The organism is Mycolicibacterium sp. XJ1819, from assembly GCF_053483675.1.
This window is the reverse complement of sequence record NZ_JBEFST010000005.1, coordinates 88478-103346: the sequence shown is the minus strand read 5'-3', so window position 1 is coordinate 103346 and position 14869 is coordinate 88478. Positions and strand designations below refer to the sequence as shown.

Sequence of the window (14869 nt, the reverse complement as noted above, 5' to 3'; positions counted from 1 at the left end):
GCCTCCTCGCCGGCCGCGCAAGCTGAAGTAAAACTGACTTTAGTTTTACTTCGGTGTGCGAGCGAAAGTCAATCGTCCAGGTCGACGCGGATGGTCAGCAGATTGCTGCCGAACGTCCGCACGCCCATGCTGTTGAAGCGCGGTAGCGAGCGCAGTCGCTCGCGCGGGTCGTCGTCGGGCACCGGGTGGGCGGTGCCGCTGTGCCACTTGCCCTTGAGCCGGACCCGCACCCTCGGATTGGCCGCGATGTTCTTGACGTACTGCGATCGGTCGCCGAATTCGGAGACGAACCAGAACTGATTGCCCTCCCGGCGACCGTCCAGCGGTGTGCGCCGGGGCTGACCCGACTTGCGTCCGATGGTCTCCAGCAGGGTCTGAAACGGCAACAGCCGCATCACCGGATTGGCGACGTGCTTCTGGAACGCGGTGGTGATGCGGTCGCGCAGGTCGTCGGCCATCAAAGACTCCTCTGTCGGGACGAAACGGTCACACCATGGCGGTGTAGGGGACCTTCATACCCAGTGTGAGCGCCCCGGCGAGTTCGCGACAGGTGTCGTAGTCGAACACCACGTGTCCGGCCAGCACGTCGACATCGCGTTTGATGCGCTGCAGCGGGTTGTCGAGGAAATGCGCGCTGGCCCCGGACGCCTCGAGCAGATCCCCGATCACCGCGCGTGACTCGCGCACGATGTGCGCCGCCGCCAACCGCGCGTCGGCCCGCAGCGGTCGCGGCACCGGTTCTCCCGACGCGACCGCCGTCTCGATGTCGGCAACGGTCGCGCTGAGCAGCCCGCGCAGCGCGCGCAGCCGCACCTGCGCCTCGGCCAGCCCGGCCTGCGCGATCGGTTTGTCCTTCTGCATGCGTCCCTCGTAGGCCAGCACCCGGGTGCCCAGCCGGTCGGCGTAGATCTCGGCCACCCGTTCGGCGCTGCCCAGCGCGGGCATGGCAGCCAGCAGCGCCAGTGCGGGCACCATCGGCCACCGGTAGGTGTCCGAGTCGTGCAGGCCGGCGCCCGGGGCGGTCCCGGTGTAGATGTCGACGACGCGCACCAGTCGGTGGGCGGGGACGTATGCGTCGTTGATGACGACGTCGTTGGACCCCGTCGCGCACATGCCGTCGGTGTGCCAGACGTCCTCGATGGTGACGTCGGAGATCGGCAGCAGCGCGAGCGCCGGGTAGATGGCTGCCGGATCGTCGTCGGGCCCACACAGGGCGCCGACGATGATCCAGTTGCCGTCCATCACGCCGGTGGCCCACGACCACCGGCCCGTCAGCCGGACCCCGGTGTCGACGGGTACCCCTCGACCCGTCGGCGCCAGGGGAGCCGGAGCCAGAAAGGGACGCGACGCGAACGCCTCCTCCTGGGCCCGCTCGTCGAACAGCGCCAGCATCCAGTTGTGCAGGGCGTAGAAGCCCAGGGTCCACGCGCTGGAGGCACATCCGTGCGCCATCCGCCGGACAGGGTCGAGAATCGCCGCGAACGGGGCCTGCCGGCCGCCGAAGCGGGCGGGCACGAGAAGTTCGGTGAATCCCGAGGCGACCAGGTCGGCGACGGTCTCCGGTGGCAGCCGACGCATCCGTTCGGCCTCGTGGGCACGCCCGGCCAATCGGGCGACGAACTCGGCATCGATTGCCGTGCTGGCCGAAACCGCGGTCATGTGCCGAAGCTACCAAACTTTTTAGTATGGAAACGCGGGCCGACTCAGCGTCGCAACATGAGGTCGAGGAAGCGTTGCCGCTGCGCGGTGGCCTTCGGGTCGGGCCTGGATCCGGCCAGGTGCAGAAACCCGATGCCGGCGGCGAAAGTGGCGTTCGCGCGCAGTTCGGCGTCCTCGGGCGTGAAGCCGTAATCCACGAACGCCTGGCGCACCGCGGCCAGCACCTTCTGGTCGGCGGCCCGCACACTGGCCGCGACCCCGCGGTCGGTGCGGGCCCACTCCCGCATCGCCCGCTCCAGGGTCCACTGCCGCGGGCTGACCAGCGCCGACATCATCTTCAGCAGCCGTTCCCGGGGCGGTAGGTCGGCGGCGGCGACGTCGGCGACCTGGCGCCGCGACTCGTCGTGCGATTCGGCCCAGGCGGCCACCAGTGCCGCCCGATAACTGCCGATGTCACTGAAATGCCAGTAGAAGCTGCCCTTGGTGACCCCGAGACGCCCGCACAGCCGGTCGAGTTTGAGGGCCTTGATGCCCTCTTCGGCGAGGATCGCGTAGCCCACCTCGATCCAGTCGTCCGCCGACAGTCGGGTGGCGCGGGCCGGTGCGGAGTCCGCTGCCATGGTCGGCAGCCTACGGCCCGCGATACCACACACTCTGACGTAGTCGTTAGTTTTCAATTGGGACTCGAATGCGGATATCCGCGCCCGTCGGGGTTTGTCCTGCGCTGGACACATGTTTTACTGCTCACGCGACAACTGAAATTTTCTCGGTCCGCTCGACGGCCCCGGGCTCAGTCGAGCGGGCGCGACAGCGCAGTGAAGACATCGCTGCGCTGCCGATGGCGGTCGCTTGATCGTCGGGGAGAAACGCGGACACCGGAAGATGGATGGATTTGCAGTATGAGGCTCTTTGACAAGATTCGTGGCCCCTGGGCACGCCGGTTGACGGTGGTCGCCGCAGTAGCGGCCCTGCTGCCTGGACTGGTGGCGCTCTCCGGACAGACGGCCACCGCCGGGGCCTTCTCCCGGCCCGGCCTGCCGGTGGAGTACCTGATGGTGCCGTCGCCGTCGATGGGCCGCGACATCAAGGTGCAGTTCCAGAAGGGCACCGGATCGCATGCGGTCTACCTGCTCGACGGCCTGCGTGCCCGCGAGGACTACAACGGCTGGGATCTGGAGACCCAGGCCTTCGAGTGGTTCTACGACACGCCGCTGTCGGTCGTCATGCCGGTGGGCGGCCAGTCCAGCTTCTACACCGACTGGTATGAGCCCGCGTGCGGTAACGACGGCTGCAGCACCTACAAGTGGGAGACGTTCCTGACCGCCGAGCTGCCGCAGTGGCTCGAGGCCAACCGGGGCGTGTCGAGCACCGGCAACGCCGCCGTGGGCCTGTCGATGTCCGGTAACTCGGCGATGATCTTGGCCGTCTACCACCCGGACATGTTCGTCTACGCGGGCTCACTGTCGGCGTTCCTCAACCCGTCCGAGGGCATGTGGCCGGGCCTGATCAACATGGCGATGGGCGACGCGGGCGGTTACGAGACCGGGCCGATGTGGGGTCCCGCCGAGACCGATCCGGCATGGAAGCGCAACGACCCGATGGTGCAGATCCCGCAGCTGGTGGCCAACAACACCCGCCTGTGGGTGTACTGCGGCAACGGCACGCCCAACGAGTTGGGCGGCGCCAACCTGCCCGCCGAGTTCCTCGAGGGGCTGACGATCCGCACCAACATCACGTTCCGCGACAACTACATCGCTGCGGGTGGTCACAACGCCGTGTTCAACTTCCCGCCCTACGGCACTCACAGCTGGGAGTACTGGGGCGCAGAGCTGCAGGCGATGAAGCCCGACATGATCTCTTACCTGGGCTGAGCCCTGCGTTCTCCTGCGCGAGCAGACGCAAAGTACGGCGAAAAGCGGCGTGTCGCGCGCCATTTGCGTCTGCTCGCGCAGAGAAGGGGTTACTTCAGTTCCGAGGACGACAGGCCCAGCAGACGGCGGGCCACCACGAGCTGCTGGATCTGTTGAGTGCCCTCGAAGATGTCGAGAATCTTGGAGTCGCGGGCCCACTTCTCCAGCAGCGACTGCTCGGAATAGCCCACGGTGCCTGCCAATTCCACGGCCTTGAGCGTGATGTCACTGGCGACGCGGCCGGCCTTCGCCTTGCCCATCGACGCTTCCTTGGAGTTCGGGATGTTGTTGTCGGCCTGCCAGGCGGACCGCACCATCAGCAGATAGGCGGCCTCCCAATCGGATTCCATCCGGAGGAACTCCGCGGCGGGCGCGCTCTGCGCGTGTGACGGCTTGTCGTAGGAGATCTCCACACCGGCCTCGGTGAGGATCTTGCGCAGCTCCTCGAGCGCGGCGCGGGCGATCCCGACCGCCATCGCGGCGACGACCGGGCGGGTGTTGTCGAAGGTCTCCATGACCCCGGCGAAACCCTTCTCCACCTCGATCTCGGGGCTGCCGAGCAGGTTTTCCTTGGGGATCCGCACGTTGTCGAAGCGGATCACTGCGGTGTCGGAGGCCTTGATGCCCAGCTTGTCCTCGAGGCGTTCGACGGTGACACCGGGGTGTTCGCGCGGCACGATGAACGACTTGATCGCGGCGCGCCCCTTCGACTTGTCCAGCGTGGCCCACACGACGATGTGGGTGGCTCGCGATCCCGCGGTGACGAAGATCTTCTCGCCGTTGATGACGTACTCGTCGCCGTCGAGGGTGGCCGTCGTCGACACCGCGGCGGAGTCCGAGCCGAAGTCCGGTTCGGTGATCGCCATCGCGGCCCAGACGTCCTTGCCCAGCCGCTCGAGCTGTTCGGGTGTGGCCACGCTGCTGATCGCGGCGTTGCCCAGGCCCTGGCGTGGCACCGAGAGCATCAACGCGACGTCGCCCCAACTGATTTCCATCACGTTGAGCACCGCCGACATGTTGGCGCCGTTGTGGTTGGCTTCCTTGCCCTCGTCGCCCTCACGGAACGCCTCGGCGCCCGCGAACGCGATGGTCTTGGCCTCCGAGATGCCCTCGAACAGCGTGGCCAGTGTGTCGAGTTCGACCGGGTACTCGTGTTCCCGCAGATCCCACTTTCGGGAGATGGGACGCAGCATCTCGGCGGCGCCCTGATGAGCCTTTTCGATCACCGCTTCGAGCTTGCGGGGAAGTTCCAGATTGATTGCCATGGTTCGACTTTCGTTCGCTAAACGTGACGGCTCAGATAACGACGACGCCCTCGGCGACGCCGATCGCGCGCAGGTCGCGGTACCACCGCTCCACCGGGTGCTCCTTGGTGTAGCCGTGGCCGCCGAGCAGCTGCACGCCGTCCAGACCGATCTGCATGCCCTTGTCGGTGCCCAACCGCTTGGCCAGCGCCGCCTCCCTGGCGAACGGCAGGCCCTGATCGGCCCGCGACGCGCCGCGCCAAGTGATCAGCCGCAGCCCGTCGAACTCGATGGCCATGTTCGCGCACATGAACGCCACCGCCTGCCGGTGGGCGATGGGCTCACCAAAAGCGTGTCGTTCCTTGACGTATGGCACCACGTAGTCGAGCACCGCGTGTGCGGTGCCGACGGCCAGCGCCGCCCAGCCCAGCCGCGACAGCGCGATCGCCTCGGAATAGTCCTGGTCGCTGGCGCCGTCTTCGCCCAGCCGCGCCGACAGCGGCACCGTCACGTTGTCGAACGCGACCTGGCCGAGCGCGGCCGCGCGGATGCCCATGCTGGGGTCCGGTGTCACGGTCACCCCGCGTGACGAGGACTCCACGATGAACAGCGCCGGCTTGCCGTTCAGTTGTGCTGCCACGACGAACAATTCGGCGCTCGTGGCGGCCGGTACCAGCGACTTGACGCCGTCGAGGCGGTAGCCGCTGGGGGTGCGCACGGCCGTCGTCTTCAGTGCGGTCGGGTCGAACAGCGGGCGCGGTTCGGCGATCGCCAAGCACGCCTGCGGAACGTTCTCGCCCGCGAACTCGCCCAGGTACGTCGCCTGCTGGTCGGCGCTGCCCCAGTGGGTGAGGGCCGACGCGACACCGGCGGGCGCGAGGATGGGCAGCGCCAGACCCATGTCGCCGTAGGCCAGCGCCTCGGCCACCAACACGTTGGTGACCGCCGCGCGGTGGGCGGCGATCCCCTCGAAGTCCTCTGGGACGTTGATCGCGGTGATACCCAGCTCGGTGGCCTTGCCGACGAGGTCGTCGGGGTAGGTGGCGGCGTCGTCGGCTTCCCTGGCGACCGGGCGCATCACCTGATCGGCGAACTCGGTCACGGTGTCGACGATCATCTGCTGTTCGCCGTCGGGGGTGAGGTCGAAGTAGTCCGAACCGCTCCTCTTAAGCCTGGTGGGCCCGCTCTGTGCGCCGGACACCCGCTTGAACTGGCGGCTGGCCGCACCGGCGGCGGAGAACACCTGCTTGACGCCGTACTTGAGGCCGCGGTTGAGCGGGTCGCGCAGCTTGTACCGATCGAGGAACTCCTGACCGACAAGCGGGGTGACCAGGGCCAGCCCCAGATCGGTCGCGGTGCGCTTGTGCTTGCGAAGTCCGACGGCACTCTCCTTGTCCGCCCGGCTTTTCGACGGCAGGGTGTTGGTCATCTCGACTGCCTCGCTTTGTGGATTGTCGTTCCGCCTCCGGAACTGACTCTAGAGTAAGGTACTGAAACTGACCTTAGAGTAAGTTGTAGCGCACTTCACAGCGCCCCACCCCACACCATCCGGCCGAACACCGTCATCAATTGATGACACCCCCAGCTCGACACCCACCTACCCGGGATCGTCGGGCTCGATACCCCTCGATATCGAAGGGGCGTCAGGGTGGGGGATACAGGCTGGTCAGCACCGTGTCGTGCAGCCATCCGTTGGTGGCCACCGCGCTGCCCCCGTGCGGTCCGGCCTCGCCGTCGAGGCTGCTGAACAGCCCGCCGGCCTCACGCACCAGGATGTCGAGCGGGGCCAGGTCCCACAGCGACACCTCGGGTTCGGCGGCGATGTCCACCGCGCCCTCGGCGACCAGGCAATAAGAGAAGAAGTCGCCGAAGCCCCGCACCCGCCAGACCGTGTCGGTCAACTCGATGAAGTTCTCCCGCAGGCCCAACTGCGCCCAACCCGACAGGCTGGAGAACGACAGGCTCGCCGCGGCCACGTCGGCCACCGAGGACACCGACAGCCGCCGCGGGTCACCGCCGGCCGCCGTCGCGAACGCGCCCTGGCCCTCGCCGGCCCACCAGCGCCGCTGTAATGCCGGCGCACTGACCACTCCCACCACCGGGACTCCGTCGCGCAACAACGCGATCAGCGTCGCCCACACCGGCACCCCGCGCACGAAGTTCTTCGTCCCGTCGATCGGATCGATCACCCATTGCCGGCCCGCGAAAGTCGCTGTGCCGCCATACTCTTCACCGAGCACCAGGTCAGCCGGGCGCTGCTCTGCCAGTGTCGCGCGCAACACCCGTTCGACCGACTGGTCGGCGTCGGTGACGGGGGTGAGGTCCGGTTTGGTGTCGACGCGAAGATCCAGTGCGCCGAACCGGTCCGTCGTCAGGGCATCGGCCTGGTCGGCCAGCAGCAGAGCCAGCTCCACATCGTCTGCCACGTTGTTCGAGACGTCGTCACGGACCGTGTTCACGCTTGTCGTCCTACCATGTCGGGATGCTGGAAATCGTGATGGTCCTGGTGCTGCTGGGCGCGCTCGCCATCCTGCTGGCGCCGTGGATCAGGCGACGGCGTGGTGTCGGCAGCGACTGGGTGCACGGCACGCTGCTGGTCACCGGGGTCAGCCCGCGCCCGGCCGAGGCCGGCGAGCAGTTCGTGACGATCACCGGCGTCATCAACGGTCCCACGGTCAACGAGCACGTGATCTACGAGCGGCTCGCGCTCGACGCCGCGAACTGGCCCACGATGGGACAGCTGTTCGAGGTGACGTACTCGCCGAAGAACCCCGACAACTGGGCGTTCGCCGCCGCCGCGCCGCCGGCCCCGCCGACGTCGGGCGAACCCCCGCCCTACACCTGAGCCCGCGCACACCTCAGCCCGGCTCAGCCGTGGCCGATGCGCAGCAGTTCGGCGACGCTGGTCAGCTTCACCCGTGGCCGCTGGCCCTTCCCGGCCGTGCGTTCGTACTCGTCGATCACTTTCCAGTGCTCGTTGGTGACCAGTTTCGGCTGCCGTTCCAGCAGCCACCGCATCACGTCGTCGGCGTGGTCGGGTCCGATGTCGGCCAGGTCGGCGCCGCGCAGATCGGAGATCAGCGTGTCGACGGTCTCCTGCGAGTCGCTCTTGTTGCTGCCGATCACGCCGGTGGGTCCGCGCTTGATCCAGCCGACGACGTACTCGTTGCGGCTGCCCTCCACGCGGCCGCGGGTGTGTGGGATGGTGCCGCTGCGCTCGTCGAACGGCAACCCGGGAGTGGGCACACCGCGGTAGCCGACCGCCCGCACCACCAACTGGGCGGGCACCTCCTCGCGCTCGCCGGTGTCCTTGGCGACCACGCGGCCGTTGTCGTCGACCAGTTCGTTGCGGCCCAGCACGATCGATTCGACCCTGCCCTCGCCCTTGATCTCCACCGGCGAGGTGCGAAACCGGAACACGATCCGCCGGGCCGCGCCCTTGGGTGCGGTTTCGGCGTAGCCGCGCAGCACCTTGATGTTGTTGCGGACCGTCTTACCCGCCGCCTCCAGGTCCTCGTCGGAGATGTCGGCGAGGTCGGCGGGGTCGACGATCACGTCGACGTCCGCGAGACCCTCAAGATGGCCGAGCTCACGCAGCTCCAGCGTGGTGAACGGGGCCTGCAGCGGACCGCGGCGACCCACGATCAGCACCTCTTCCACACCGCGGTCGTGCAGGGACTTCAGCGCGTGGTCGGCGATGTCGGTGGCGGCCAGCGCGTCGGTGTCGGTGACCAGGATGCGCGCCACGTCCAGCGCCACGTTGCCGTTGCCGATGACCACCGCCCGCCCGGTCGACAGGTCCGGCGTCACCTCCTCGAAGTGCGGGTGGGCGTTGTACCAGCCGACGAAGTCGACGGCGGGCACGCTGCCGGGAAGATCCTCACCCGGGATGCCCAGCGCGCGGTCGGACTGCGCGCCGACGGCATAGATCACCGCGTCGTAGCGTTCGGCCAGTTCGGCGGGATGCACGTGCTCACCGACGGTCACGTTGCCGAAGAACCGGAACCGCGGATCGAGGGCCGTCTTCTCGAACTGGGCGCTGATCGACTTGATCTTCGGGTGGTCGGGTGCCACCCCGGAGCGCACCAACCCCCAAGGGGTGGGCAGCATTTCGAGCATGTCGACGCGGATGTCGGCGTGCTCGTCGGATTCTCGGGCATCGGCGAACTTCAGCAGCGACGCCGCGGCGAAGTAACCCGAGGGTCCCGAGCCGACGACCGCCACGTGGTAAGGACGCATACACAGCTTTCTGTCGCTTTGCCGACCACGCGCAGGGGGCTGTCGCGTCGCGGCCGGGCCGGTTACCAACCCCGATGCTAAACGCGCACGCCGGTTCGCTGCCGCAAGACCGGCCGAACGGCGTCGCCGGTAGGCTGAACCTCCGTGGATCCCGACCGTCAAGCCGACCTCGCCGCCCTCGATTCCACCCTGACGACGGTGGAGCGGGTGCTCGACGTCGAGGGGCTGCGCAGCCGGATCGAGAAGCTCGAGCACGAGGCGTCGGACCCGAAGCTGTGGGACGACCAGGCCCGCGCCCAGAAAGTCACCAGCGAGCTGTCCCACGCGCAGAACGATCTGCGCCGGGTGGAGGGCCTTCGGCAGCGCCTCGACGACCTGCCCGTGCTCTACGAGTTGGCGGCGGAGGACGGGTCCGAGGACGAACTCGCCGAGGCCGACGCCGAGCGCGCCAAGCTGCGCGAGGACATCGAGGCGATGGAAGTGCGCACGCTGCTGTCGGGTGAGTACGACGAACGCGAGGCGCTGGTCACCATCCGCTCGGGCGCCGGCGGCGTGGACGCCGCGGACTGGGCCGAGATGCTGATGCGGATGTACATCCGCTGGGCCGAACAGCACGGCTACCCCGTCGAGGTGTTCGACATCTCCTACGCCGAGGAGGCCGGCATCAAGAGCGCGACGTTCGCGGTGCACGCGCCGTTCGCCTACGGCACCTTGTCGGTGGAGCAGGGCACCCACCGGTTGGTGCGAATCAGCCCGTTCGACAACCAGAGTCGCCGCCAGACCTCGTTCGCGGAGGTGGAGGTGCTGCCGGTGGTGCAGACCACCGACCACATCGAGATCCCGGAGAGCGACGTGCGGGTGGACGTCTACCGCTCCAGCGGCCCCGGCGGGCAGTCGGTCAACACCACCGACTCCGCCGTCCGGCTCACCCACGTCCCGACCGGGATCGTCGTCACCTGCCAGAACGAGAAGTCGCAGTTGCAGAACAAGGTGGCGGCGATGCGGGTGTTGCAGGCGAAGTTGTTGGAACGCAAGCGGTTAGAGGAACGTGCCGAGCTGGACGCGCTGAAGGGTGACGGCGGCAGCTCATGGGGCAACCAGATGCGGTCCTACGTGTTGCACCCGTACCAGATGGTCAAGGACCTTCGCACCGAATACGAGGTCGGTAACCCGGCCGCGGTGCTCGACGGCGACATCGATGGGTTCCTCGAAGCCGGAATCCGCTGGCGCAACCGGCGCGATGACGAATAGCTACCTGATCGCGCAGTCGGCGTCCGACCGCTGGCAGGGCTTCTGGCAGGGCAACATCGGCACCTGGATCCTCGAACGCGGCGTGCCGATCGCGATGTTTCTGGTCGGCGGGGTGCTGGCGGCCCGGTTCATCAGCTGGTCGGCACGGCGCATCGTCAAGAGCATCGACGCCGAATATCAGGAGAGCGACCAGTTGGTGCGCTCGGAGAGCGCCAAGCACCGCCAGGCCGTCGCGTCGGTGATCTCGTGGGTTTCGGTGGCGCTGCTGTTCATCGTGGTGGCGGTGCAGATCACCGACATCCTCGCGATTCCGATCGGATCGCTGGTGGCGCCGGCCGCGGTGCTCGGTGCCGCACTGGGCTTCGGCGCGCAGAAACTGGTGCAGGACCTGCTGGCCGGGTTCTTCATCATCACCGAACGCCAGTACGGCTTTGGTGATCTGGTGCAGCTCAGCATGGTCGGGGCGCCGGAGGAGTCGCTGGGCACCGTCGAAGAGGTGACGCTGCGGGTCACCAAGCTGCGGACGCCCGAAGGGGAGATGTACACGATCCCCAACGGCAACATCGTCCGCTCATTGAACCTGTCCAAGGACTGGGCGCGCGCGGTCATCGACATCCCGGTGCCGACGTCGGCGGATCTCAACGCCGTCAACGAGGTCCTGCACGATGTCGCGGAGAAGGCCAGCGAAGATCCGGATCTGAGCGCGCTGATCCTCGACAAGCCGCAACTGATGGGCGTCGAGAGCATCGGCCTGGACACCCTGAACCTGCGGATGGTGGCGCGCACGCTGCCGGGCAAGCAGTTCGAGGTCGGGCGACGCATCCGGTTGCTCGTCATCGCCGCCCTGCGCCGATCCGGCCTGGTGTCCCCGTCCGATGCCCCCACCCCGATGGTGGAGGCGCTGGTGCACCCGGCCACCGCCGGCGGCGCCGAGGAGGGCACCCAGGGCCCGCAGGCGGACCGGAAATGACCCCGCCCTGGTTGACGGCGCGGCTGGGCCGGATGAGGATCTCGACGATCGTGCTCATCGTCGCGTTCGGCGCGCTGTTCTGGGTGAACCAGACCTTCCACCCCGCGCCGACGCCCGAGGAGGCGCCGCCGACCGCGGTGGTTCCGCCCGGTTTCGTGCCCGACCCGAACTACACCTGGGTGCCGCGGACCAACGTCCGGCCGAAGGAACCGAGCTACACCACGACCAGCCCGTCCGAGGCCACGCCGACCACCACCAGTCCGACGACCAGCCCCACCGACACGTCGCCGACCAGCCCGACGAGCCCGGCCGGATCCACCCCCACCACCACGGTCGTCGACCCCGACGGTTCCGGCCCGCTACCGCCGCAGCCCCAGACCGCGGCACCCGAGTCGCCGCCCACCACTCCGCTGTTCGGGCCGCCGCCGACCACCACCGAGCCCAACTAGCCACGCGGGCGTTGTCGCTGGTCGGCCGCGCCCGAATTCCCCCGCTACACTGGCGTGCCGTGATGATCACCCTCGACCGCGTCTCCAAGCAGTACAAGTCTTCGGCACGCCCGGCACTCGACAACGTCTCGGTCAAGATCGACAAGGGTGAGTTCGTCTTCCTGATCGGACCGTCCGGATCGGGCAAGTCGACGTTCATGCGGTTGCTGCTGGCCGAGGAGTCACCGTCGGCCGGAGACATCCGGGTTTCCAAGTTCCACGTCAACAAGTTGGCGGGCCGTCACATCCCGGGCCTGCGCCAGGTCATCGGGTGCGTCTTCCAGGACTTCCGGCTGCTGCAGCAGAAGACCGTCTTCGAGAACGTCTCGTTCGCGCTGGAGGTCATCGGCAAGCGTCCCGAGGTGGTCAATAGGGTGGTGCCCGACGTGCTGGAGATGGTCGGCCTGTCCGGTAAGGCCAACCGTCTGCCCGGCGAGCTGTCCGGCGGCGAGCAGCAGCGCGTCGCGATCGCGCGCGCGTTCGTCAACCGGCCGCTGGTGCTGCTGGCCGACGAACCCACCGGAAACCTGGACCCCGAGACCAGCAAGGACATCATGGACCTACTCGAGCGCATCAACCGCACCGGGACGACGGTGGTGATGGCGACCCACGACCACCACATCGTCGACTCGATGCGCCAGCGCGTCGTGGAATTGGAGTTGGGCAGGCTGGTGCGCGACGAACAGCGCGGCGTGTACGGAATGGACCGCTAAGTGCGCTTCGGATTCCTCGTCAACGAGGTCCTCACCGGGTTTCGTCGCAATGTGACGATGACGGTCGCGATGATCCTCACCACCGCGATCTCGATCGGCCTGTTCGGTGGCGGCCTGCTGGTGCTGCGGTTGGCCGACCAGTCGCGCGACATCTATCTGGACCGGGTGGAGAGCCAGGTCTTCTTGACCGATGACGTGTCGGCCAACGACCCTGACTGCGACGCCGATCTGTGCAAGGCGCTGCGCGCGAAGATCGAGGATCGCGACGACGTGCGCTCGGTGCGGTTCCTCAACCGCGACGAGGCCTACGACGACGCCGTCAAGAAGTTCCCGCAGTACAAGGACGTCGCGGGCCGCGAGGCGTTTCCGGCGTCGTTCATCGTCAAACTCGAAGATCCCGAACAGCACAAGGACTTCGACGAGGCGATGGTCGGCCAACCCGGTGTGCTCAACGTGCTCAACCAGAAAGACTTGATCGACCGGCTGTTCGCGGTGCTCGACGGTTTGTCCAACGCGGCGTTCGCCGTGGCGTTGGTGCAGGCGATCGGCGCGGTGTTGTTGATCGCCAACATGGTTCAAGTCGCCGCCTACACTCGGCGCACCGAGATCGGCATCATGCGATTAGTCGGCGCCAGTCGCTGGTATACGCAGTTGCCGTTCCTGGTGGAGGCCGCGCTCGCGGCGCTGATCGGTGTGGTGATCGCGGTGATCGGGTTGATAGCCGTGCGGGCGCTGTTCCTGGAGAAGGCGCTCAACCAGTTCTATCAAGCGAACCTGATCGCGCGCGTCGACTTCGCCGACATCCTCTACATCGCTCCGATCCTGTTTTTCGTCGGCGTGGCGATGGCCGGCGTCACCGCGTATGCGACGCTGCGCCTTTACATCCGTCGCTGATCATGGCGAAGAAGAAGGCAGACCCGTCGCGCTCCCCGAACAACAAGGTCATCGCGACCAACCGTAAAGCGCGGCACAACTATTCGATCCTGGACACCTACGAGGCCGGGATCCAGTTGGTCGGCACCGAGGTCAAGAGTCTGCGTGACGGTCAGGCCTCGCTCACCGACGCGTTCGCCACCGTCGACGACGGCGAGGTGTGGCTGCGCAACCTGCACATCCCGGAGTATCACCACGGCACGTGGACCAACCACCCGCCGCGGCGCAACCGCAAACTTCTGTTGCACCGCAAGCAGATTGACATGCTGGTCGGCAAGATCCGCGACGGCAACCTGACCCTGGTCCCGTTGTCGATGTACTTCTCCGACGGCAAGGTCAAGGTCGAGCTGGCGCTGGCCCGCGGTAAGGAGGCTCGCGACAAGCGCCAGGACCTGGCTCGCCGCGACGCCCAGCGGGAGATCACCCGTGAGCTGGGCCGCCGCGCCAAGGGCATGCCCTAGCGGTCGCTCGCGGACAAGTTGTCTAGAGTCAGCGGGTGCTCAAACTCAAGATCGGAGTGGCCGTCGTCGGCCTGCTGTTCTCGTTCGCGCCGTCGGTGACGGCGCAGCCGGCGGCCAGTCCCGGTGGCGCGCACATCACCGGGGTCGAGCAGGTCACCGATCGATGGCAGAAGATCTCGGTGTATTCGCCGGCGATGGACAAGGTCATCGTGAACGACGTGTTCCGCGCGCCCGACGATGCCAGGGCGCCGATCTTCTACCTGCTCAACGGCGCCGACGGCGGCGAGGACAACAAGGGTTGGTTCGGGCTCACCGATATCCCGGGCTTCTTCGGCGACAAGACCGTCAACGTGGTCTCACCGGTCGGCGGTCGGTCGAGCTTCTACACCGACTGGATCGCCGACGATCCCACGCTGGGCCGCAACAAGTGGCAGACCTATCTGACCCAGGAACTGCCCCCGCTGATGGACGAGGAACTGCGCAGCAACGGCCTCAACGCGATCGCCGGGCTGTCGATGAGCGGCGGTGCGGCGATCGACCTGGCGATCCAGGCGCCCGGCCTGTACAAGGCTGTCGGTTCCTACAGCGGCTGCCCGGCGACCTCGCAGGGCAAGCAGTACACCCAAACGGTGTTGACGGTGCTCGGCGGGGGCGGAAATGCCGCGAACATGTGGGGTCCGGAGGGCAGCCCGCAGTGGCGTGCGCACGACCCGTCACTGAACGCCGAAAAGCTCAAGGGCACCGCGGTATACGTCGCCGCCTCGGCGGGCGGGGTGGGCGCCGTGGACAATCTGCCGCCGGACTTCCCGAACCCGGTGGGTGGGCTGCTGGTGGAGGGCATCACGCTGGACTGCTCCCGCCAGTTCGTCGACGCCGCGCAGGCCGCGGGTGTGCCGGTGACATTCATCGAGCGGCCGGAAGGCGCGCACACGTGGGGGTTGTTCGACTCGGAGATGCGCGAGTCGTGGGACCTGGTAATCGGTCCGGCATTGGGGGAGTGA

Annotated in this window: 16 protein-coding genes; 9 read left to right on the top strand and 7 right to left on the bottom strand. The window is 67.4% G+C overall.

Annotation, left to right across the window (positions count from 1 at the left end; translation table 11 throughout):
* Positions 1–68: 68 nt before the first annotated feature.
* From ABQE89_RS06970 to ABQE89_RS06960, 3 genes are read right to left on the bottom strand one after another with little or no spacing between them, the layout of a single operon-like run.
* Positions 69–458 carry a nitroreductase/quinone reductase family protein gene (locus tag ABQE89_RS06970; RefSeq protein WP_448415473.1) on the bottom strand — a complete coding sequence of 130 codons (390 nt, stop codon included), beginning with the start codon at positions 456–458 and terminating at the stop codon, positions 69–71.
* A gap of 28 nt (positions 459–486) precedes the next feature.
* Positions 487–1659, bottom strand: coding sequence for an acyl-CoA dehydrogenase family protein (locus ABQE89_RS06965; protein ID WP_448415472.1), 1173 nt, complete (start codon positions 1657–1659; stop codon positions 487–489).
* Positions 1660–1703: 44 nt separating this feature from the next.
* Positions 1704–2279 carry a TetR/AcrR family transcriptional regulator gene (locus tag ABQE89_RS06960; protein WP_448415470.1) on the bottom strand — a complete coding sequence of 192 codons (576 nt, stop codon included), beginning with the start codon at positions 2277–2279 and terminating at the stop codon, positions 1704–1706.
* A 279-nt stretch (positions 2280–2558) separates the two neighbouring features.
* On the opposite strand from ABQE89_RS06960, the gene ABQE89_RS06955 reads away from it, so the two are divergent.
* Positions 2559–3530, top strand: a complete 972-nt coding sequence (locus ABQE89_RS06955; RefSeq protein WP_448415468.1) for an esterase family protein — start codon at positions 2559–2561, stop codon at positions 3528–3530.
* A gap of 89 nt (positions 3531–3619) precedes the next feature.
* On the opposite strand, the gene ABQE89_RS06950 is transcribed toward ABQE89_RS06955, so the two are convergent.
* The 3 genes from ABQE89_RS06950 to hisN form a co-directional block, all read right to left on the bottom strand.
* Positions 3620–4834: an acyl-CoA dehydrogenase family protein gene (locus tag ABQE89_RS06950; protein WP_448415466.1), complete on the bottom strand. Its 1215-nt coding sequence runs from the start codon at positions 4832–4834 to the stop codon at positions 3620–3622.
* Between the two features lie 31 nt (positions 4835–4865).
* A complete protein-coding gene (locus ABQE89_RS06945; protein ID WP_448415464.1) occupies positions 4866–6242 on the bottom strand; it encodes an acyl-CoA dehydrogenase family protein in 1377 nt (458 codons plus the stop codon).
* A gap of 214 nt (positions 6243–6456) precedes the next feature.
* Complete coding sequence (gene hisN / locus ABQE89_RS06940; RefSeq protein ID WP_448415462.1) at positions 6457–7272, bottom strand: histidinol-phosphatase; 816 nt, start codon at positions 7270–7272, stop codon at positions 6457–6459.
* Positions 7273–7295: 23 nt separating this feature from the next.
* Here hisN and ABQE89_RS06935 point away from each other — a divergent pair, with 23 nt between their 5' ends.
* Positions 7296–7658 carry a hypothetical protein gene (locus ABQE89_RS06935; protein ID WP_448415461.1) on the top strand — a complete coding sequence of 121 codons (363 nt, stop codon included), beginning with the start codon at positions 7296–7298 and terminating at the stop codon, positions 7656–7658.
* Between the two features lie 23 nt (positions 7659–7681).
* On the opposite strand, the gene ABQE89_RS06930 is transcribed toward ABQE89_RS06935, so the two are convergent.
* Complete coding sequence (locus ABQE89_RS06930; RefSeq protein ID WP_448415459.1) at positions 7682–9052, bottom strand: FAD-dependent oxidoreductase; 1371 nt, start codon at positions 9050–9052, stop codon at positions 7682–7684.
* A 144-nt stretch (positions 9053–9196) separates the two neighbouring features.
* Here ABQE89_RS06930 and prfB point away from each other — a divergent pair, with 144 nt between their 5' ends.
* From prfB to ABQE89_RS06895, 7 genes are all read left to right on the top strand, one after another.
* The gene (prfB, locus tag ABQE89_RS06925; RefSeq protein ID WP_448415457.1) at positions 9197–10303 is read left to right on the top strand and encodes a peptide chain release factor 2; all 1107 of its coding nucleotides are present in this window, start codon (positions 9197–9199) and stop codon (positions 10301–10303) included.
* Complete coding sequence (locus ABQE89_RS06920) at positions 10293–11273, top strand: mechanosensitive ion channel family protein (protein ID WP_448415699.1); 981 nt, start codon at positions 10293–10295, stop codon at positions 11271–11273. The genes prfB and ABQE89_RS06920 overlap by 11 nt, the downstream gene beginning before the upstream one ends.
* Positions 11270–11722, top strand: coding sequence for an Rv3103c family proline-rich protein (locus ABQE89_RS06915; protein WP_448415455.1), 453 nt, complete (start codon positions 11270–11272; stop codon positions 11720–11722). The genes ABQE89_RS06920 and ABQE89_RS06915 overlap by 4 nt, the downstream gene beginning before the upstream one ends.
* Positions 11723–11784: 62 nt before the next feature.
* A complete protein-coding gene (gene ftsE, locus ABQE89_RS06910) occupies positions 11785–12474 on the top strand; it encodes a cell division ATP-binding protein FtsE (protein WP_448415698.1) in 690 nt (229 codons plus the stop codon).
* Positions 12475–13368, top strand: coding sequence for a permease-like cell division protein FtsX (gene ftsX / locus ABQE89_RS06905; protein WP_448415453.1), 894 nt, complete (start codon positions 12475–12477; stop codon positions 13366–13368).
* Positions 13369–13370: 2 nt separating this feature from the next.
* Entirely contained in the window at positions 13371–13868 is a 498-nt protein-coding gene (gene smpB / locus ABQE89_RS06900; RefSeq protein WP_448415452.1) for an SsrA-binding protein SmpB, read from the top strand.
* A gap of 35 nt (positions 13869–13903) precedes the next feature.
* A complete protein-coding gene (locus tag ABQE89_RS06895; RefSeq protein ID WP_448415450.1) occupies positions 13904–14869 on the top strand; it encodes an alpha/beta hydrolase in 966 nt (321 codons plus the stop codon).